The sequence below is a fragment of the Mesorhizobium sp. M0491 genome, from assembly GCF_040321265.1.
GTDB lineage: Bacteria > Pseudomonadota > Alphaproteobacteria > Rhizobiales > Rhizobiaceae > Mesorhizobium.
Genome location: NZ_JAMYRE010000001.1, coordinates 396984 through 416806, shown reverse-complemented (window position 1 = coordinate 416806; position 19823 = coordinate 396984). Strand labels below are relative to the sequence as shown.

Here is a 19823-nt window from a genome sequence, read left to right as displayed (position 1 = left end):
ACGACCCAATAAAGCTCAGGGGGCATCGGGCCTTTTGCCGCCGCAAGCCGGTCTGCCCGTCCCCGCGCGGCGGCGGGGGGCCGGGGGGCCGCGTTCCTTGATGCTTTCGCTCAGGCCGCGAGCCGGGCGATGCGCTGCAATCGCCGCAGCGTGGTGTCGTCCTGCAGCGCCTGCTGGAAAAGCGAAATCTCCTGATCGATGCGGTCGCAGAGGGCCTCGGTGTTCCCCTTCAGCAAGCCGCGCGTCTGCAGCAAGGCGGCGACCGGCTTCTTGACGAGTTGTCTTGCCCGGCCAAGGGCTGCCTCCTCGACGGTGCCCCCCGGCACGATCTCCGCGACCAGGCCGAGCGCCCTGGCATCTTCGGCGCGAAGCGTGTCGCCGAGGCAGAAGAAGCGGAAGGCACCGGCATAGCCGAGCTTCTGCGGTGCCAGGATGCTGGTCGCCGCGTCCGGCACCAGGCCGAAATCGACGAACGGCACCCTGAACGTGCTCTCATCGGACGCGATCACCATATCGCAATGGAACAGGATGGTGCAGCCGACACCGACGGCATCGCCATCGACGCAGGCAAGGATGGGCTTGGGAAACGTCGCCAGCGTGCGGAACAGGTCGGTGACGGCGGCGATCAGTTTCTGGTGCTTGGTGGCGTCGAGGAATTCGGAGAAGTCGCCGCCCAGGCAGAAACAGCCTGCCAGGCCGCGCAGCACGACGACGCGAACCTCCTCATTGTCGGCGGCTTCATGGAAGGTCCTTGCCAGGCTTTCATAGGCCCTCCTGTCCAGCACCGGCCGGCCGTCACTCGACGACACGGTGACCACCAGCGTGTGGTTGCGAAGTTCAGGTTGCGGATGTGTGCTCATGACTGTCTCCGATCTCATGACGCACGCCTTTGCCCGAGCATGTCGGGATATCCCCTGGCCAGCACGGGAGCAAAATGATTGCGGCGCGACCGCACCACATCGAGGGTGTGTTCGTTGAAGGTCAGCAAAGTGGCGACGACCTGCTGGTTGCCATAGGTGCGCTGATAGCCCAGCGGGGTCGCCAGGAAATGCAGTTGCAAGGCGCGCAGCACCCACATCGGCTCGAACTCGATGATCACCTTGTCGACGCCGCGCTTCAGCCCCCACTCGACGAAACCGGCAATCAGTTCGGTGCCGACGGTCGAAACGCCGCGACGGCCGTCACGAAAACCGGGAGCCACCGCGTAGCGGGTCAATTCCCAGATGTTTGGACCCGATGGCGGCGTTCCTTCGGAAAGATCGGTCAAGACCTCGGTCAGCAGATGTGGCCGCGTCGTCGGCAACATCCTCTGATAACCTGCCACTTCACCGCCCCTGATGACGATCTGATGGACCGCCTCGTCGTGATCGAACTGGTCGAGTTCGAGCCCGTCAGGCCGCCTGAGGTCATCCCACCCCATCTCTTCGACGAATATCTTGTAGCGCAACCGATGGACGGCCTCCCAAAGGTCGGGACGTTCCATCAATTCCTGGGTTGTAAGGGAAAAAAGCATTCCGCCGTCTCCTGCGTTCAGAGGAAGATACGGCCGTGCTTTGATGAGAAAATTGCGTGATCGCGTAGGCAAAAATTCCAGGTCGGCACGGCCGACCTAACTAATGTAGCCGCGCCGTATCGCTTCCGCGACGGCCTGCACCCTGTTGACGGCACCTAGTTTGCTTTTGGCGTTAAGAAGATGTTTCTCCGAGGTGTGTTCGGAAATGCCGAGGATTTGCGAAATCTCCCATTCGGACTTGCCGACGGCGGCCCATTGCAGGCATTCGCGCTCCCGCGGCGTCAGCACGATATGATCGATGGTGCTGTTCGCCATGGTGTGGAGTTGCATGGCGCGGCCAACCGCGTAGGTCGAGACCAGCGACACCTGGCCGAATTCGGCGACGGACAATTCCACGGCCTCGCCGCCGAGCGACACCATGACGATCTGGCCGTCGAGCGTGATCAACGGAAAGGCCAATCCATCACGCAGTTTGAAGGCGCCGGCATCGCCCATCACTTCGCCGCTGCTCTTGTCGATGCGGATGCCCTGCGACGCCTCGTGCCACTGGAAGGGCGCCTGCAACTGTTTCATATGGCTGACGACGGGGTCATGATCGACATAGTTGCGCGCGACATAGCGCTCCAGCCACTCTCCCGGCCAATCGCAGAGAAGCACATGCTGCTTTTGCTGGCCGGCCGGCGTGCCTGGCTGCGGTACGGTTCCAGCCATCAGTGCGGTGAGACCGAAATCCGATGTTATGCCCAGCAGCCTTTCACAGACCGCCGCCGCCGTTGCGGCGTGCTGCAGTTGGTCTATGTATTCCAGCGTGCGATCGAACTGACCCATCGCAACATCAACCCCATGTTGCCTCGTGCATTGCGGCCAATGATGCGTGCCTGATTTACACTTCGCCACCGACCACGGATTGCAAATCGCATACTTATTTTGTGGCTTCCCTCACCGAGGCGGCCGGAGCTGATTTGCAAACCGGTTGAATCATATCCTGAAATCGGCGGGTTGAAATCAAAAACCATTGTGCCTGTACCATTTTCGTACCAAAACCGGTGCGAGCACGACTGTGGCGGAGTTTTATCTTGGCGTTCCGGTGGAGATCCTTCGCCTTTGCGATGCTGATCGGATTGCTGTCGTTCGCCGACGGCGCGCGCGCCGCGGCGCCTCAGGTTCCGATGCTGTGGGATGCCAAGGAGCGGCTGCCCAAACCAGACCTTTCGACGCTGCCCCGGCTGAGATTCCTGACCACCACGGACTTCCCGCCCTTCAACTTCCTCGACGGTGCGGGAAAGCTGTCCGGCTTCCATATCGATCTGGCACGCGCCATCTGCGCCGAGCTTGGCATCGTCGAAAAATGCCAGATCCAGGCCCTGCCTTGGGCCGAGCTGGAAGGCGCACTGCGGAAAGACGAAGGCGAGGCGATCATCGCCGGCATCGCCGCAACACCGGAATCGCGCACGACCTACGCCTTCTCGCGCTCCTATCTACAGTTTCCAGCGCGCTTCATCATGCCGAAGAGCAAGGCACTGACCGAGCCCATCTTTGACAAATTGCACGGCAAGCGTGTCGGCGTGATATCAGGCTCGGCGCATGAGCGCATGCTGCGCGACTATTTCAGCACGGTTCAGGTCATCCCTTTCGACAGGCCGGAAGACCTCTATGCCGATCTCAAGGCCGGCAAGGTCGACGCCGCCTTCGGCGACGGCATGCGCCTGGCTTTCTGGCTGGGCGGCTCGGACGCGGCGGGCTGCTGCCGCTTTGCCGGCGGGCCCTATCTGGCGCCCGAATATCTGGGCACTGGCATGGCCATCGCCACCAAAGCGGACAATCCGGCGCTGGCCGCCGCGATCGATTACGCGCTGCAGGAAATTTCGATGAAAGGCACGTTCGCGGAATTTTATCTGCGCTACTTTCCGGTCAGTTTTTTCTGATCCGGTTCCGTCAGCTTTGCCGGCCTGAGCTGCATCTCAACAGCGCCCGGCCAAGGACTTTCAGGTCAGCGTGCGCAGCCGCGCCTTGGCCGCGCGGCCGATGGCAGCAACCGTCAGCGTGTCGAGATCGAGCTGACGACGGATCAGCTGCAGCACCCGCACTTCTTCCATGCGCATTTCGAGGTCGACGGCGGCAACCTCGAAGGCGGCGGCATAGGCGGTATCGCGCAGCCGCTCAGGCAAGACCTCGGCGACTTCAGCCAGCACGCCCTCCAGCCCATGCTTTTCGTGCAGGCGCTTCTGGCAGTCCTGGGCGACGCCGACCAGCCTGTCGTGGTTGAAGTCCTCGAACACCGGCCAGGAGCGGACGACCTCGCCGATCCGCGCCAGTTCGACATCGGTCATGTCGCGGTCGGAGGCCGAGGTGATGACCATCAGATAGATCAGGGCTTCATGAGGTGTCGGCAATTTTTTCTCCTCGAACCGGACCTCGAAGTTAGGAACGCCCATTCTGCACCGCAAGGAAAAAGCGCCGCACGCGTTGACGCTCCGGCGCTGCACGCCTAGAGACCGGTTGAAAAACCCTTGCTGCGGCCCGCCTTCGGGCCGGCAAATGATTTGGAAAACTGTGACATGGCGGGATCAAACATCATCGATCTCAACCCCGAGCTACTGGCGGCCGCGACCGAAAGCAAGGCGTGGCCGTTCGAGGAGGCCAAAAAGATCATCGAGCGCTACAAAGGCGCCGACTTCCCGCAAACAGTCCTGTTCGAGACCGGCTACGGGCCGTCCGGCCTGCCGCATATCGGCACGTTCGGCGAGGTGGCGCGCACCTCGATGGTGCGCCATGCCTTCCGCGTCCTGACGCAGGACAAGGTCGCGACCAAGCTGCTGTGCTTTTCCGACGATATGGACGGCATGCGCAAGATACCCGACAGTGTGCCGGACCGCGCCGCGCTCGAGCCGCATCTGCACAAGCCGCTGTCGTCGGTCCCCAACCCCTTCGGCGGCGACTATGCGAGCTTCGCCGACCACAACAACGCGATGCTTTGCCGCTTCCTCGACACGTTCGGCTTCGACTACGAGTTCGCCAGCGCGACGCAATACTACAAAGCCGGCCGTTTCGATGCGATGCTGCTGCGCGCCGCCGAACGCTATGAGCAGATCATGGCGGTGATGCTGCCGACGCTCGGGCCCGAGCGGCAGGCGACCTACAGCCCGTTCCTGCCGATCTCGCCGAAGAGCGGCCGGGTGCTTTACGTGCCGATGAAGCATGTCGACGCCAAGGCCGGCACCATCACCTTCGACGACGAGGGCACCGAGACCACGCTTTCGATCACCGGCGGCCGCGTGAAGCTGCAGTGGAAGCCGGATTTCGGCATGCGCTGGGCAGCGCTTGGCGTCGATTTCGAAATGTTCGGCAAGGACCACCAGACCAATGCGGTGGTCTACGACCGCATCTGCAACATTCTGGGCGGACGGGCGCCGGAGCATTTCGTCTACGAACTGTTCCTCGACGAGAACGGCCAGAAGATCTCGAAGTCGAAAGGTAACGGGCTGACCATCGACGAGTGGCTGACCTATGCGCCGACCGAAAGCCTCGGGCTCTACATGTACCAGCGGCCGCGGCAGGCCAAGAAGCTGTATTTCGACGTCATCCCGCGGGCCGTGGACGAATACTATACGTTCCTCGCCGCCTATCCCCGGCAGGACTGGAAGGAACGGCTGGGCAATCCGGTCTGGCACATGCATGACGGCAACCCGCCCGCGATCGACATGCCGGTGCCGTTCTCGCTGCTGCTCAATCTGGTCAGCGCCTCCAACGCGCAGAACAAGGATGTGCTGTGGGGGTTCATTTCACGTCATACGCAAGGCGTGACGCCAAAGACGCATCCCGAGCTCGACCGGCTGGTCGGCCATGCGATCCGCTATTTCGACGATTTCGTGAAGCCGACGAAAACCTTCCGGCCCGCCGACGAGGTCGAGCGCGAGGCGCTGGCAGCCCTCGACGAAGCGCTTGGCGCGCTGCCGGCGGACGCCAGCGGCGAAGCGATCCAGAACGCCTCGCTCAATGTCGCACGCAGGATCGAGCGCTATCAGGATCATTCCAAGCAGAGCCCGGAAGGCGGCCCCGGCGTATCGGGCGCCTTCTTCCAGATGATCTACCAGGTGCTGATCGGCCAGGAGCGCGGCCCGCGCTTCGGCTCGTTCGCAGCACTCTATGGCGTTGCCGAGACACGTGCGCTCATTGAGCGGGCGCTGGCTGGTCAGCTGGCTTGAGCACGCCGTCGGCCTCTTCCAGGATCGAACTCGGCGCCTGAGGCGCCGGGCTCGGTGCGGCCGGCATCGCCGGCAGGCCGGAAAGGTTCGGCGCCGACCCAAAAATGCCCTTCTTCGCCGTGCGTGCCTTGTCGCCGGCCTCGACATAGGGCCCACCCTTGGCGGCGCGCGCCCAGCCATTTTCGACCAGCCACTGACCGACATCCTGCTTGCCGATCCGGCACTCGGCTGCGATCAGGTCGCGGCCACCCTGCGGCGGCACCGTGCAGACCACCGCGCGGCCGCGCAGGAAGGCGCGGAACGCCGTCCGCGCCCGGACGCCGCACGGCCAGGGCTTGCCGTCCTCGCTGCAGGTCTCGTCCTGCCTGACGATATCGATGCCGGAAACCGCGACCGAGTAACCCTTTGCCTCGATCAGGCCGGCGGCCGGCGCAACCGGCTGGAACAGCTTTGTGCCGTTCCAATCGTCAGGCATTTTCGGCTTGGGTGGCACAGCCAGCGCGAGCTTGCTCAACGGCTCGCGCGGCTCGACCCGTTCAAGCCCGTCGGCGGGCAGTTCCGGCGGCGCGACGATTTCGGGATCGATTGCCCTTGAATGCGGCTTCGGCGGCTGTGGAGCTGCGATGGCTGAGGTGGCCGGCTCCTGCGGCACCGTCCCGGCAGCCTGCTGCGCCATCGTATCGGCGCCCGGATCAAGCTGGTCCACGGCAATGACGCTTTCACTTCCTTTCAACGTGCGACCGCCGGTGACGACCATGGCCGCCATCACAGGGACCATCAGAACCGCCAGCGCATGATGGAGAAGCCGCACCAGCTTGACCTATTGGCTTGCCCAGACAATCCGCGCCACCCACTCGACATCGCGCATGGGAATGTCGCGGTCGGGATGATCGGGATTGAGCGAGACCAGCGCAATCGACTTGAGGCTCTGGCGCTCGAGCACCTTGGCCATCACCTCGCCTGATGTGGTCTTGACAACGACGCGATCGCCCTTGCGGGTGACGGCGCCCGGTTCGACGATGAGGACGTCGCCATTGCGGTAGAGCGGCAGCATGGAATCGCCCTGCACCTGCAGCGCGTAGGAGCTCTCGGTCGATTGCGCCGGCAGTTCGACCAGATCCCAACCCTGCCCGACTGGAAAGCCGGCATCGTCGAAGAAGCCGCCGGCGCCGGCTTGGGCAAAGCCGAGCAACGGCACGGAGCTTCTGCGGGCGACCGAAGCGGCATGGCTGGTCGAAGCACCATTGCTTATCCCGGGCCGGCCTTCGATCAGACCGGTGAATTCGTCGAGTGAGGCGCCCGTTGCCTCGATGATCTTGGCCAGTGATTCGGTCGAGGGCCAGCGCGGCCGGCCATCCGACGACAAACGCTTCGACTTGTTGAAGGCAGTGGAATCGAGCCCCGCACGCTTGGCCAAACCCGAGGCCGAAAGCGAATAGCGCTTGGCAAGAGCATCGATGGCAGCCCAGACTCGGTCGTGCGAGAGCATGCTCGCTCTCCTTCGGTGCAGGAAAAAATACCTTTCCCTTCTAGTCTTGGAATGTCGTTTTGTCCACCGGTCGTGGAGTGGTTGCAAACGTTCCCGTCGATCGCGGAAAGTCCGATTACCGGGATCGATCGACGCCCTTGGCCAAGCTGCGCAGACCCTGGTGCGATGTCATGAAAATCCGCTCCGTTTGCGTCGGTGGCCGCGGGTTCACGGCACGACCAAGTGCCGCAACGACCTCGTCAATCTCAAGGAAGTTGCGAGCCTTGCGATCGTAGACGCCGGCCGTCGTCAGGATCAACGCGGCCGTCTCGCCATTGTCGAGGACGAAGCGGTGCTTGCCGACAACCTGGGTGCCTTCCCAGGTCTCGATCGAGGACACCACTTCGAAGCGGCGCCACAGCCTGATCTCGCGTGCATAGACCGCCTGCAGTCCGCCCATCATCGGCGCCCAGCCATTCTTCCTTGCCAGCGTGATGAGGCCTGCACGAACAAACAGGTCGATGCGGCCGAGATCGGCCAGCATCATGTAGCGCGCATTGTTGAGATGGATGTTGAAATCGATGTCGGTCGGCAGGCAGCGGAAAGCCAGCCGGCCTTCGCCGCCCATCACATAGGGGCCACGGCTGCGTGCCGTGGCCATCATGCGCACCATGCGCGCCCAGACATACATTACAGCGCCGCGCGTCCTCTTGGACGCGCAAAGGACGCTGCAAGACGCTTGATTTTGCTCATGCGTCAGGCTGCCTGCTTCACGTCGCCTTTCGCATAGGGATCGAAGCGCTGGTAGAAGCTCTCGCCCTTCTCGGCCATGTCGAGCAGCAGCTTGGGCGCCTTGAACTCGGCGCCGTATTTCTTCTGCAGGTTCTTGGCGATCTTGACGAACGCCTTGGCGCCGATGCCGTCGATGTAGGACAGCGCACCGCCGGTGTAGGGAGCGAAGCCGAAAGCGAGGATCGAGCCGACATCGGCCTCGCGCGGGTCGGTGACGATGCCTTCTTCCATCACCCGCGCCGCTTCCAGCGCGATGGTGACCAGCAGCCGCTGCTGCAGTTCCCCATAATCGACCTTCTCGGGTGCAAGCTGCGGATAGAGATCCCTAAGGCCCGGCCACAGCTTCTTCTTGGCGGGCTTTGCCGGGTAATCGTAAAAACCCTTGCCGTTCTTGCGGCCGAAGCGGCCGTGATCGTCGACCATGGTGTTGATCAGCGCCATCTGCTTGGGATCGACCGCCTTGTCGCCCAAATCCCTGATGGTCTGCTTCATGATCTTCTGGGCAAGGTCGATGGCGGTCTCGTCGGTCAGCGCCAGGGGGCCGACCGGCATGCCGGCTGCCTTCGCCGCGTTCTCGATCATCGGCGCGGGAACGCCCTCGATCAGCATCTTGTAGGCTTCCGACATGTAGCGCAGCACGCAGCGATTGACGTAGAAGCCGCGCGTGTCGTTGACGACGATCGGCGTCTTCTTGATGGCGCGAACGAAGTCGATCGCGGTGGCCAGCGCCTTGTCGCCGGTCTTCTTGCCCAAAATAATCTCGACCAGCATCATCTTGTCGACCGGCGAGAAGAAATGGATGCCGATGAAATTCTTCGGCCGCGCCGAATTCTTGGCCAGCGACGAGATCGGGATGGTGGAGGTGTTCGACGCGAAGATCGCCGATGGCTTCAGCACGGCTTCCGCCTGTTCGGTGGCGCTCTTCTTCACGCTCGAATCCTCGAAAACGGCCTCGACCACCAGATCGCAGCCGGCAAGGTCGGCATAGTCCGCCGTCGGCGTGATCAGCGACAGCAGTTTGTCCTTGTCCTCCGGCTTGGCGCGGCCCTTCTTAACCTGATCCGAGATCAGGCCGTCGGAATGCGCCTTGCCCTTGGTAGCCGACTCCAGATCACGGTCGAGCAGCACCACCGGGACGCCGGCCTTGGCGGTGACATAGGCGATGCCCGCGCCCATGAAGCCGGCCCCGAGAATGCCGACCTTCTTGAACTTGGTTTCGGGCACGCCGGCCGGGCGGCGGGCGCCCTTGTTCAGTTCCTGCAGCGACACAAACAACGAGCGGATCATCGCCGCCGCTTCCCTGGTCTGCATGATCTCGGTGAAATAGCGCTGCTCGATGCGCAAGGCGGTGTCGAACGGCACCAGCAGGCCTTCATAGACGCATTTGAGGATCGCGGCGGCGGCGGGATAGTTGCCGTAGGTCTCGCGACGCAGGATGGCGATGGCCGGTGGCCACAGATTGGCGCCCGCCACCGAGTAGATCGGGCCGCCGGGCAGCTTGAAACCCTTCTCGTCCCAAGGAGCGACCGGCTTCAGGCCGTTCCTGATCATCGCCTTGGCGGTCTCGACCAATCTGACCGGCTCGGCGATCTCATGGATCAGGCCCATAGACTTGGCCTTCTGCGGCGACAGTGTCTGGCCGGAGGTCAGCATCTGCAGCGCCTGCTGCTGATCGGTCAGCCGCGGCACGCGCTGGGTGCCGCCGGCGCCCGGGAAGATGCCGATCTTCACCTCCGGAAGCGCCATCTTCACCTTGTCGCTGTCGGCGGCGACACGGCCGTGGCAGGCGAGCGACAATTCGAAGGCGCCGCCCATGCAGGTGCCGTTGATCGCCGACACCCACGGCTTTCCGCAAGTTTCCAGCTTGCGAAACAGGCCGGTCATCATGCCGGCATTGTCGAACAGCGCCTTGGTCGCCTTTTCGGCGTCCTTGCCCTTTTCCGCGGCGAAGGTCGTCAGCATCTTCTGCAGCAGGGTGATGTCGGCACCGCCGGAGAAGGTGTCCTTGCCGGAAGTGATCACGGCGCCCTTGATGGCGGCATCACCAGCCACCTTGTCGACAATGGCGTTCAATTCCCGCATCGCCTCTTCGGTGAAAACGTTCATCGAGCGGCCAGGCATGTCCCAGGTGACCAGCGCAATGCCGTCGGCGTCGATGTCGAGGGTGAAATTGGTGTAGCTCATCGTTTCTCTCCCCGTCAGACGCGTTCGATGATGGTTGCGGTTCCCATGCCGGCGCCGATGCACAGCGTCACCAGAGCGGTGTTGAGATCGCGGCGCTCGAGTTCGTCCAGCACCGTGCCGAAGATCATCGCGCCGGTGGCGCCGAGCGGATGACCCATAGCGATAGCACCGCCATTGACGTTGATCTTGTCGTGATCGATGTCGAACGCCTGCATGTAGCGCAGCACCACCGAAGCGAAGGCTTCGTTGAGCTCGAACAGGTCGATGTCCGAGAGCTTCATCTTGGCGCGCTTCAACAGCTTCTCGGTGACGTCGACCGGGCCGGTCAGCATCAGCACCGGCTCGGAGCCGATGTTGGCGAAGGTGCGGATGCGGGCGCGCGGCTTCAGCCCCATCGCCTTGCCCGCCTTCTTCGAACCGAGCAGCACGGCGGCGGCGCCATCGACGATGCCGGAGGAATTGCCGGCATGATGGACGTGATTGACCTCTTCCACCTCGGGATGCTTCTGCACGGCGACGGCATCGAAGCCGCCCATTTCGCCTGGCATGACGAAGGACGGGTTGAGCGAGGCCAGCGACTGCATGTCGGTGGACGGGCGCATATGTTCGTCATGGTCGAGGATGGTCAGGCCGTTCTGGTCCTTGATCGGGACGACGGAATTCTTGAAGCGGCCATCGGCCCAGGATTTGGCGGCGCGCTTCTGGCTCTCGACCGCATAGGCGTCGACGTCGTCTCTGCTGAAGCCGTATTTGGTGGCGATCAGGTCGGCCGAGATGCCTTGCGGCACGAACCAGCCGGGCAGGCCGACCGAAGGATCCATGAACCAGGCGCCGCCCGAGGCGCCCATGCCGACACGCGACATCGATTCGACGCCGCCGGCAATGACGATCTCATCGGCGCCCTGCGCGATCTTGGCGGCGCCGAAATTGATGGCGTCGAGCCCGGAAGCGCAGAAGCGTGAGATCTGCATGCCGGGCGCCTTGGTGTCGTAGCCGGCCTCGAAGGCGGCGGCGCGCGGAATGACCGAGCCGGCTTCGCCGACCGGATCGACGCAGCCGAAGATGATGTCATCGACATTGCCGGTGTCGAGCCCATTGCGGTCGCGCAGCGCCTCGAGCGTCTTGGCGGCAAGCCGCACCGCCGGCACCTCGTGCAGCGATCCGTCCTTCTTGCCCTTGCCGCGCGGTGTGCGCACAGCGTCATAGACATAAGCTTCAGCCATTTGCTTGCTCCTTGGGTTTGCCGGTCGTTGCCCTCAGAGAGAGCGGCCGATCAGCAATTTCATGATCTCATTGGTGCCGCCGTAGATGCGCTGGACGCGAGCGTCGCGGAACATGCGGGCGATCGGATATTCATTCATGTAGCCATAGCCGCCATGCAGTTGAAGGCATTCGTCGACTACTTTTCCCTGCAGGTCGCTGAGCCAGTACTTGGCCATCGACGCGGTCACAGGATCGAGGCCGCCGGCGATGTGGCGGGTGACGCAATCATTGTAGAAGACGCGGCCGATGGTGGCCTCGGTCTTGAGTTCGGCCAGCTTGAACTGGGTGTTCTGGAAATCGATGATCGCCTTGCCGAACGCCTTGCGCTCCTTGACGTAACGAATAGTCAGCGCCAGCGCCCGCTCGATCATCGCAATGGCGCCGGTGCCGATCTGCAGTCGCTCCTGCGGCAGTTGCTGCATCAGCTGGACGAAGCCCTGCCCTTCCTCGTGGCCGAGCAGGTTGGAGGTCGGCACGCGCATGTCGTTGAAGAACAGCTCCGACGTGTCGTTGGCCTTGAGCCCGATCTTGTCGAGGTTACGGCCGCGCTGAAAACCTTCGACCTCGTCGGTCTCGACGACGATCAGCGAGGTGCCCTTGGCGCCCTTCTCCGGATCGGTCTTGGTGACGACGATGATGAAGTTCGCAAGCTGCCCATTGGTGATGAAGGTCTTGGAACCGTTGATCTTGTACTGGTTGCCATCCTTCTGCGCCCGCGTCTTGACGCCCTGCAGGTCGGAGCCGGCGCCGGGCTCGGTCATGGCGATGGCGCCGATCAGCTCGCCGGTCGCCAGTTTCGGCAGCCATTTCTTTTTCTGCTCCTCGGAGCCGTAGTGGAGGATATAAGGGGCGACGATCGAATTGTGCAGGCCGATGCCGAACCCGTCGACACCGACATGGCCGATGGCCTCGATGATAGCGCTCTCATGCGCGAATGTGCCGCCGGAACCGCCATATTCCTCCGGCATCGAGGCGCAGAGCAGGCCGGCGGAACCTGCCTTCAGCCAGCTTTCGCGATCGACCATCTCGTTCTTCTCGAACTCGTCGTAGCGCGGCGCGATCTCCTCCGACATGAAGCGATGCGCCATGTCGTAGAGCATGCCGACCTCGTCCGCCGCCCAGGCGGGCTTCGGAAGGCCAAGGATTTCAGCTGGGTTGGTCATGCTGGTATGATACTCCTCCCGAGATGCATCATCGAAACTGAAGCCGGCGCACTGCCGCAACGACCCCTCCCGGCCCTTCGGGCCACCCTCCCCTCGAGAGGGAGGGGGACGCAGGTCATCTTTAGAACGCTTCCGCCGGCAGTGCCATCAATGTGTCGGCGCCGCTCGAAATGCGGGCGAGATGCGCCGACGTCTCCGGCATGATCCGCTCCATGAAGAAGCGCCCCGTCACGACCTTGTTGTCGTAGAAAGCCACGTTGTTTTCATAAGAGGATTGCGCGCCATTGGCGTCAGTCTTGCCAAGTGCCACCTTGGCCATCTGCGCCCACATATAGCCCAGAGCAACCAGGCCGAAGAGATGCATGTAGTCGGTCGAGGCCGCACCGGCATTGTCGGGCTTGGCCATGCCGTTCTGCACCAGCCACATGGTCGCCGCCTGCAAATCGTTGAGACCTTTCTTCAGCGCCTTGGTGAATGGCGCCATCTTCTCGTCGGAGCGGTTCTCCTCGCAGAACTCACCGACCTCCTTGAAGAAGGCCTGCACGGCGCGGCCGCCATTCAGGCCGAGCTTGCGGCCGACGAGGTCGAGCGCCTGGATGCCGTTGGCGCCTTCATAGATCATGGCGATGCGGGCATCGCGCACGAACTGGCTCATGCCATGCTCTTCTATGTAGCCGTGACCGCCGAACACCTGCTGCGCCATGACGGCGTGGTCGAACCCTTTGTCCGTGAGCACGCCCTTGACCACCGGTGTCATCAGGCCGGTGTAATCGTCGGCGGCCTGGCGGTCCTTATCGTCGCCGGAGCGGTGGGCAATATCGGACTTGATCGCCGTCCACAGCGCCAGCGCGCGGCCGGCCTCGTTGAAGGCTTTCATGGTCATCAGGCTGCGGCGGATGTCGGGATGGACGATGATCGGGTCGGCCTTCTTGTCCGGCGCCTTCGGCCCCGACAATGAGCGGCCCTGCAAACGGTCCTTGGCGTAGCCGACAGCGTTCTGGTAGGCGATCTCCGACAGCGAAAGCCCTTGCAGGCCCACACCAAGGCGCGCCTCGTTCATCATCGTGAACATCGCCTTCAGGCCGCCATTGGCCTCGCCGAGCAGCGTGCCCTCAGCCTCGTCATAGTTCATGACGCAGGTCGAATTGCCATGGATGCCCATCTTCTCCTCGATCGAGCCGCAGGAGACGGTGTTCCTGGTGCCCGGATTGCCCGACGGGTCGAGCTTGAGCTTCGGCACGATGAACAGCGAGATGCCCTTGACGCCTTCCGGCGCGCCCTCGATGCGGGCCAGAACCAGATGGACGATGTTGTCCGACATGTCGTGTTCGCCGGCCGAGATGAAGATCTTCTGGCCTGAAATTTTATAGGTGCCATCGCCGTTCGGCACCGCCTTGGTGCGCAACAGGCCGAGATCCGTGCCGCAATGCGGCTCGGTCAGGTTCATGGTGCCGGTCCAGGCACCCTCGATCATCCTCGGCAACCATGTCGCCTTCTGCTCGTCGGTGCCGTGGGTGATGATCGCGGCGATCGCACCCTGCGTCAGGCCCGGATACATCATCAAGGACATATTGGCCGAGACCATATATTCGGCGACAGCGGTGTGCACGGCATAGGGCAGGCCCTGGCCGCCGAACTCGACGGGTGCGGCCAATCCCATCCAGCCGCCCTCACGATACTGGTCGAAGGCCTCCTTGAAGCCTTTCGGCGTGGTCACCGAGCCATCGTCGTGACGCACACAGCCTTCCATGTCGCCGACACGGTTCAGCGGATGCATGACGTTTTCGGCGAGCTTGGCGCCTTCGGCGAGGATCGCCTCGAGTACATCGGGCGTGGCATCGGCAAATCCGGGAAGGGTCGAATAACGCTGGTAACCCAGAACCTCGTTGAGCACGAACAGCGTATCCTGTACCGGAGCCCTGTATGTCGGCATGCTTTTTCTCCACCCTGCAAACCCGGTCCGAATACCCCGAAGACAAGCCAGGGCGGCATGCGGACCCATATTGGGAGTGGGATAGCAAAAATTGACGTTTGCGTAAACGTCAATTTTTTCGATGCGACAAGATTCCCCGCCCACTGGAGCAATGAGCGTAGCGGCGCGACGTTGCGCAAGCCAGCGCCGAAAGGCCATAAGAGTGGGCCAGGACAACGAAAGCCGCGTGGCAGGCCACGCGGCTCGACAGAACTCGGACAATCAGCGGACGACTTGGTGTCTGGCGCAACTCCTGACGGAATTGCTTTAGCTGGCGGCGCTCGCCTGCGGCGCCGAACGCTCGCTCAGCATCTGGCGCACCGCCGACATCGAGCCGCTCAGCTCGTTGATGGCGTCGTCGATCAGCGCCCTTTGCTTCTGCAGGCGGGCAAGCTGCTTTTCCGACTTGTCCAGCGCGAGCTTGAGCTGCTTGGTGTTTGAACCGGTCGGATCGTAGAGATCCATCATCTGCTTGACGTCACGCAGCGAGAACCCGACCTTGCGGCCAAGCAGGATCAGCTTGAGGCGGGCCTTGTCGCGGCGCGTGTAGAGACGGGTCGACCCGTCACGCTGCGGGTTGAGCAGGCCTTTGTCTTCGTAGAAACGCAGCGTGCGCAGCGTCACTCCATATTTCTTCGCCATCTCGCCGATGCGGACGAGGTCCTCGCCGGCTTCGGCAGACATATTGGTATTGGCCGCGGTCTCGCCGGCCGAGATAAGCTTCATGGTCACTGGCTTCCCCGTCTGGTGGCGTCGCGGTCCCGGACCGTGCGTCGCCTGACTGGAAGCGGGGGCCTGCTTCCAGTCGTGGTTTCAACAAACAAATCGCAAACATGCGCTCAATGCGCCTTTTACGTTTACGTCAATTCTATACCGATTGCCGCATGATGACGCAAGGGCGTTCTGCGCGCCGCCCTTTATGCCGCACCGTCAGGCCAGCAGCCGACATCCTTTCAATTTCTTAAGTTTGGTTAACGCGTTGTTTACCACGTTGGGGGAAATGTGGGCGCGTCGGCTACCCGTGTTTATCCTGTATCGAATTTTTCACGGTTTTTCGGAGCGCGGGCGAGAGCCCGGGAAGCTCGTCTTCCGCCGCGGCATCGCCGCCGGTCGCCTTCGTTCCGATAGGGACCTGGGGGAACTGGCCGCGAGCCAGCCATTCTGAAAGACGGACGCACCGATGAACAGCAAGCGGTCCTATCTCGATACACTCAATGCCGGCAGGCAGCGCAGGCCGCAGACCACGCTCGAGCAGTTGAACCAGTCGCTGGAGACGCTGGAGCAGCGGCTGGAGCGGACGCGCGAGGATCCGATGGCACGTCCCGATCCCCGCCAACCAGATCTGCGCCAACCCGATCCCCGCCAATATGGTGCCGACGCGCGCTATCCCGCCGCCCGGCCCTCTGGCCAGCAGCGCTGGTATGAGGACCCGCAGCCCGCGCCGCGTCCGAAGAGCCCGCTGCAGGGAGCCGCCGCTTTCGAGCAGAATTACCAGGCCATTGCCCGCGATATCGATCGCGTGCGCGGCCAGGAGGATGGCGTTGCCATGGTCGGCAAGATCGCCGGCGAATTGCGCGGCATGCGCGAGGAACTGCGCCACCAGATGACCGCAGGTCTGCAGCGGGAATTCGAAGCGCTGCGCAAGGACATCGAGCGGGCATTCCAGTCAGGCGCAAGGCCCGGTGCTTCGGCCAAGGGCAGTGCTGAACTCGGCCTTGAGTTCGAGCGGCTTTCGGGCGCCATCCAGACCCTGGCCGAGAAGAGCGACGACAGAAGCGTCAACATGCTGCGGCTCGAGCTTGAACAGGTCAAAGCCGCACTCGAAACGCTGGCACGCGAAGAGAGTGTGCAGAAGGTCGACCGCCGCTGGGACGATTTCGATCGCCGCTGGACGGCGTTCGAAGACCGCGTCGACGCCGACCAGCGCAAGCGCTCGGACGACCCGGGCCTGTCCGCTCTGACCGCCCGGCTGGAGCAGATCAGCAATGCCGTCAACAATTTGCCGGAATCGTTGTCGCTGCGCTCGCTGGAGGAGAAGGTGCGCACGCTTGCCGGCGCTGTCGACCATTTCGCCAGCCAGCAGGACAATCGCGGCAGCGACACACTTGGCATGATCGACGAGCGGCTGGACGAGATCTCCCGCGCCATCGTCGCATCCACGGTCGCGGCGCAAGCCAATTCATTCGACCACGAGGCTTTCGAGCGCATCGAGAGGCGGATCGACTCGCTTGCCAGCCAGATCGAGGAAGTGGCGCAGGATCGTCCAGGCAACGCGGTCATGGACCGGCTGAGCACGCTGTCCGGTCGGGTCGACGAGCTCGGCGGTCGCGCCAATCTGCCCGAGCAGGCGATGGAGCGCCTGGCCAAGCAGATCGCACTCATCGCCGACAAGATCGACCAGGCGCCCGCCATGCCTGACGCCGACTACATCTTCCATGGGCTGGAGCAGCGCTTCGACGTGCTGTCGAGCATGATGGAACGCCGCCAGGGTGACGCCATCGAACAGGGCAACATGCTGTTCCGCGATCTCGAGCGCAGACTGGACGAGGTTGCCGACAGGCTCGACCAGCGCATGCCGCAGGTCGACAGCGCCGGCATCATGGAAGCCATCGATGCCCGCTTTACGGCGCTCGCCAAGCGTATGGAAACGCGTGTGCCCGATCCCGCGGGCGAAGCCGCGATCCGCGGCCTGGAGAGCCGGCTCGAAGACATTTCAAGCCGGCTGGACGCGTCGGCCGCACAGGTCGCCGGCATCGATCCGGCGCTGATCCGCAGCCTGGAAGCACAGGTTGCCGGCCTGTCCGCTCATCTTTCCAAGCCCAGCACCCCGCTGCCGGAATTCGAGGACATCAGCCCGCGTCTCAACGAAATTGAAAAGTCGCTCGCAGGAACCCGCGATTCCATCCTTGGCGCGGCGCGCGAAGCGGCCGAGAACGCAGTGCAATCGCTGGCCGGTTCGAGCGCCAATACGACCGCGGTTTCCGGCCTCGCCCAGGATTTGAAGACACTTGAAACGCTGACGCGGCGCTCCGACGAGCGCAATTCGAGAACGTTCGAGGCCATCCACGACACGTTGCTCAAGATCGTCGACCGGCTAGGTTCGCTCGAACCCGGCGAGCCGGTCGAGGCGATGAGCGAATTGCTGGATGCGGCACCGGCCGAGCCGAGCAACTGGCGCGGCGCCCGGCGGCCCAAGATGGCTGTCGACGCGCCGTCGATGGATATCGATCAGCCCCTGCCATTGACCGGGGACATGGCCGATCTCGATGGCCGTGCCGCCGCCATCCTGCGCAACGAGCCGAGTGCGCGTGGCGACCTGGGTACGCGTGGCGACCTGGGTATTGGTATCGGCACGCGCACGCCGGCCGAGGCTGCGGCGGCGGCTGCCATGGCCGCGCTCGGTTCGGACACGATCGCCGAGAAAGGCGAACAGGCAGGCGGCCGCAAGTCGTTGTTCGGTGGCCTGGCTCGCGCCTTCAAGGGCAAGAAGGAGGCGGACATGCCGCCACTGGCCGGCTCGGCGCCGAGTGCCCCGATCCCGAGCGTCGATCTCGACGAGCCGCTCGATCCGAAAATGGCCAACCGGCCGCTGGAGCCCGGCTCCGGCGCACCTGACCTCAATGCCATCATGAAGCGCGTGCGTGACGAGCGCGGCCAGCCGGCCAAGCCCAGCGACACCGATGCCGCCAAATCGGATTTCATCGCCGCGGCCCGGCGCGCGGCGCAGGCCGCGGCCGGCGCGGCCGGTGCGCGGAAGCGCCAGTCGACGGTGACCGGACCGGTGAAGGCGCTGCGGATCGGCGACCTGCTCAAGGCACGGCGCAAGCCAATCCTGATGGGGACAACCGCGATCCTGCTGGCGCTGGGCGCTCTGCAACTGGGCAAGGCCTTCTTCGCTGATCCGGCCCAGGTGGCGAGCAACGATGTCGCGCCGATCGTCGCCTCGCAGCCGGTGCAGACCGCCTCGCTCGATGCCGCGAGCCAGCCAAAGACGGACGCGCAGCCCGCGGCAGTGGAAAGCGCGCCGGACCATGCCGTCAGACAGGCCGAGCCGTCCGCACCGGCAACCAAGGACGACATGGCCGCGCAAAGCATGATTGCCACGCCGTCAGGCGCCGAGCCGTCGATGGGTGCCGCGCCGACCGCCGAGCCGGTTCCGGCGCCCGTCGCCTTGGCCACATCGGCCGATGCGAACCCAGCGGTGTCCGAGACAACAGCCCCGGCTGCGCCGCCCTCGACCGTTCCGGTCGCCCCGGAAGCTGCCGATACCGACACCGGCATCCAGCCTATGGCGGCAGAGCCGACCATCGCCAAGGACACCACGGGCGCGGTTCCGCCGGTGGACGCTTCGCCGGCGACGACGGCAAAGTTCGACATTCCCGCTGACGCCGGCCCGCCCGCCTTGCGTGATGCCGCCGCCGGCGGCGACGCCAAGGCGCTGTTCGAAATCGGCTCGCGCTATGCCGAGTCGCGCGGCGTCAAGGAAGACATGGCGGCAGCGGCCAAATGGTACGAGAAATCGGCGGAACTCGGCTTCGCGCCGGCCGAATACCGCATCGGAAATTTCTACGAAAAGGGCATCGGCGTCGCGCGCGACATCAAGAAAGCGAAGACCTGGTACCAGCTTGCCGCAGCACAGGGTAACGCCAGCGGCATGCACAATCTGGCCGTCCTGTTCGCCATGGCGGCAGACGGCGTGACCGACAATGAATCGGCCGCGCACTGGTTCCAGGCGGCGGCCGACGTCGGCGTCAAGGACAGCCAGTTCAACCTCGGCATCCTCGCCGCCAAGGGCGTCGGCATGAAGCAGAACCTCGAGGAATCCTACAAATGGTTCGCGCTCGTCGCCAAGACCGGCGACAAGGATGCGGCGGCCAAGCGTGACGAGATCGCCAATGCGCTGCGGCCCGAGCAACTCGAACGCGCCCGCGCCGCGACCGAACTGTGGAAGGCCAAGCCGCTGGATGCGGCGGCCAATTCGGCCGACATTCCCGAATCCTGGCAGGACGGCACACCGCAGACGACAGCCAGCATCGACATGAAGAAAGCCGTCCAGAACATCCAGCGCATTCTCAACAAGAACGGCTACGACGCCGGCGGCGCCGACGGCAAGATGGGCCAGAAGACGAAGACCGCGATCATGGCTTTCCAGACCGACAACAAGATGCCGGCGACCGGCGAAGTCGATGAAAAACTGGTCAAGGCGCTGCTGGCGCGCAAATAACGGCAGAGGCGTCGTTTCCACGACGCCTCTGCCACACAT

15 protein-coding genes are annotated in these 19823 nt (G+C 63.6%); 3 read left to right on the top strand and 12 right to left on the bottom strand.

Features of this window, described 5'->3' with window-relative positions; translation table 11 throughout:
• Positions 1–110: 110 nt before the first annotated feature.
• The 3 genes from NKI69_RS01885 to NKI69_RS01875 form a co-directional block, all read right to left on the bottom strand.
• Positions 111–860, bottom strand: coding sequence for an enoyl-CoA hydratase-related protein (locus tag NKI69_RS01885; protein WP_013533649.1), 750 nt, complete (start codon positions 858–860; stop codon positions 111–113).
• Between the two features lie 14 nt (positions 861–874).
• Positions 875–1513, bottom strand: coding sequence for an acyl-homoserine-lactone synthase (locus tag NKI69_RS01880; protein ID WP_013533650.1), 639 nt, complete (start codon positions 1511–1513; stop codon positions 875–877).
• Positions 1514–1609: 96 nt separating this feature from the next.
• Positions 1610–2341, bottom strand: a complete 732-nt coding sequence (locus NKI69_RS01875) for a helix-turn-helix transcriptional regulator (protein ID WP_023811347.1) — start codon at positions 2339–2341, stop codon at positions 1610–1612.
• Between the two features lie 248 nt (positions 2342–2589).
• Here NKI69_RS01875 and NKI69_RS01870 point away from each other — a divergent pair, with 248 nt between their 5' ends.
• Positions 2590–3438 (top strand): ABC transporter substrate-binding protein, encoded by an 849-nt coding sequence (locus NKI69_RS01870; protein WP_023811348.1) that lies wholly within the window; start codon positions 2590–2592, stop codon positions 3436–3438.
• A 60-nt stretch (positions 3439–3498) separates the two neighbouring features.
• On the opposite strand, the gene NKI69_RS01865 is transcribed toward NKI69_RS01870, so the two are convergent.
• Positions 3499–3948, bottom strand: coding sequence for a tellurite resistance TerB family protein (locus tag NKI69_RS01865; protein WP_352719733.1), 450 nt, complete (start codon positions 3946–3948; stop codon positions 3499–3501).
• A gap of 123 nt (positions 3949–4071) precedes the next feature.
• On the opposite strand from NKI69_RS01865, the gene NKI69_RS01860 reads away from it, so the two are divergent.
• The gene (locus NKI69_RS01860) at positions 4072–5718 is read left to right on the top strand and encodes a lysine--tRNA ligase (protein WP_023811349.1); all 1647 of its coding nucleotides are present in this window, start codon (positions 4072–4074) and stop codon (positions 5716–5718) included.
• On the opposite strand, the gene NKI69_RS01855 is transcribed toward NKI69_RS01860, so the two are convergent.
• The 8 genes from NKI69_RS01855 to NKI69_RS01820 form a co-directional block, all read right to left on the bottom strand.
• Positions 5684–6529 (bottom strand): hypothetical protein, encoded by an 846-nt coding sequence (locus NKI69_RS01855; protein ID WP_031213292.1) that lies wholly within the window; start codon positions 6527–6529, stop codon positions 5684–5686. The two genes, NKI69_RS01860 and NKI69_RS01855, sit on opposite strands and share 35 nt — an antisense overlap.
• Positions 6530–6538: 9 nt before the next feature.
• Positions 6539–7207, bottom strand: a complete 669-nt coding sequence (locus NKI69_RS01850; protein WP_023811351.1) for a S24 family peptidase — start codon at positions 7205–7207, stop codon at positions 6539–6541.
• Between the two features lie 115 nt (positions 7208–7322).
• The gene (locus NKI69_RS01845; RefSeq protein WP_023811352.1) at positions 7323–7877 is read right to left on the bottom strand and encodes a thioesterase family protein; all 555 of its coding nucleotides are present in this window, start codon (positions 7875–7877) and stop codon (positions 7323–7325) included.
• A 65-nt stretch (positions 7878–7942) separates the two neighbouring features.
• The gene (locus NKI69_RS01840) at positions 7943–10162 is read right to left on the bottom strand and encodes a 3-hydroxyacyl-CoA dehydrogenase NAD-binding domain-containing protein (protein ID WP_023811353.1); all 2220 of its coding nucleotides are present in this window, start codon (positions 10160–10162) and stop codon (positions 7943–7945) included.
• A gap of 14 nt (positions 10163–10176) precedes the next feature.
• Positions 10177–11385 carry an acetyl-CoA C-acetyltransferase gene (locus NKI69_RS01835; RefSeq protein ID WP_127295300.1) on the bottom strand — a complete coding sequence of 403 codons (1209 nt, stop codon included), beginning with the start codon at positions 11383–11385 and terminating at the stop codon, positions 10177–10179.
• Between the two features lie 33 nt (positions 11386–11418).
• On the bottom strand, positions 11419–12588 hold the full coding sequence (locus NKI69_RS01830; RefSeq protein WP_023811355.1) for an acyl-CoA dehydrogenase family protein: 1170 nt from the start codon (positions 12586–12588) through the stop codon (positions 11419–11421).
• Positions 12589–12709: 121 nt separating this feature from the next.
• A complete protein-coding gene (locus NKI69_RS01825; RefSeq protein WP_352719730.1) occupies positions 12710–14521 on the bottom strand; it encodes an acyl-CoA dehydrogenase in 1812 nt (603 codons plus the stop codon).
• A gap of 306 nt (positions 14522–14827) precedes the next feature.
• Entirely contained in the window at positions 14828–15286 is a 459-nt protein-coding gene (locus NKI69_RS01820; protein WP_013533661.1) for a MerR family transcriptional regulator, read from the bottom strand.
• Positions 15287–15740: 454 nt separating this feature from the next.
• Between NKI69_RS01820 and NKI69_RS01815 the strand changes: the two genes are divergently transcribed.
• A complete protein-coding gene (locus tag NKI69_RS01815; protein ID WP_352719728.1) occupies positions 15741–19784 on the top strand; it encodes a peptidoglycan-binding protein in 4044 nt (1347 codons plus the stop codon).
• Positions 19785–19823 lie beyond the last annotated feature (39 nt).

Excerpts from the sequence above, each read along its gene's own strand:
- NKI69_RS01885 (WP_013533649.1), bottom strand. The coding sequence starts at position 860 with ATGAGCACACATCCGCAACCTGAACTTCGCAACCACACGCTGGTGGTC.
- NKI69_RS01880 (WP_013533650.1), bottom strand. The coding sequence starts at position 1,513 with ATGCTTTTTTCCCTTACAACCCAGGAATTGATGGAACGTCCCGACCTT.
- NKI69_RS01875 (WP_023811347.1), bottom strand. The coding sequence starts at position 2,341 with ATGGGTCAGTTCGATCGCACGCTGGAATACATAGACCAACTGCAGCAC.
- NKI69_RS01865 (WP_352719733.1), bottom strand. The coding sequence starts at position 3,948 with ATGGGCGTTCCTAACTTCGAGGTCCGGTTCGAGGAGAAAAAATTGCCG.
- NKI69_RS01860 (WP_023811349.1), top strand. The coding sequence starts at position 4,072 with ATGGCGGGATCAAACATCATCGATCTCAACCCCGAGCTACTGGCGGCC.
- NKI69_RS01850 (WP_023811351.1), bottom strand. The coding sequence starts at position 7,207 with ATGCTCTCGCACGACCGAGTCTGGGCTGCCATCGATGCTCTTGCCAAG.
- NKI69_RS01845 (WP_023811352.1), bottom strand. The coding sequence starts at position 7,877 with ATGTATGTCTGGGCGCGCATGGTGCGCATGATGGCCACGGCACGCAGC.
- NKI69_RS01840 (WP_023811353.1), bottom strand. The coding sequence starts at position 10,162 with ATGAGCTACACCAATTTCACCCTCGACATCGACGCCGACGGCATTGCG.
- NKI69_RS01835 (WP_127295300.1), bottom strand. The coding sequence starts at position 11,385 with ATGGCTGAAGCTTATGTCTATGACGCTGTGCGCACACCGCGCGGCAAG.
- NKI69_RS01830 (WP_023811355.1), bottom strand. The coding sequence starts at position 12,588 with ATGACCAACCCAGCTGAAATCCTTGGCCTTCCGAAGCCCGCCTGGGCG.
- NKI69_RS01825 (WP_352719730.1), bottom strand. The coding sequence starts at position 14,521 with ATGCCGACATACAGGGCTCCGGTACAGGATACGCTGTTCGTGCTCAAC.
- NKI69_RS01820 (WP_013533661.1), bottom strand. The coding sequence starts at position 15,286 with ATGAAGCTTATCTCGGCCGGCGAGACCGCGGCCAATACCAATATGTCT.
- NKI69_RS01815 (WP_352719728.1), top strand. The coding sequence starts at position 15,741 with ATGAACAGCAAGCGGTCCTATCTCGATACACTCAATGCCGGCAGGCAG.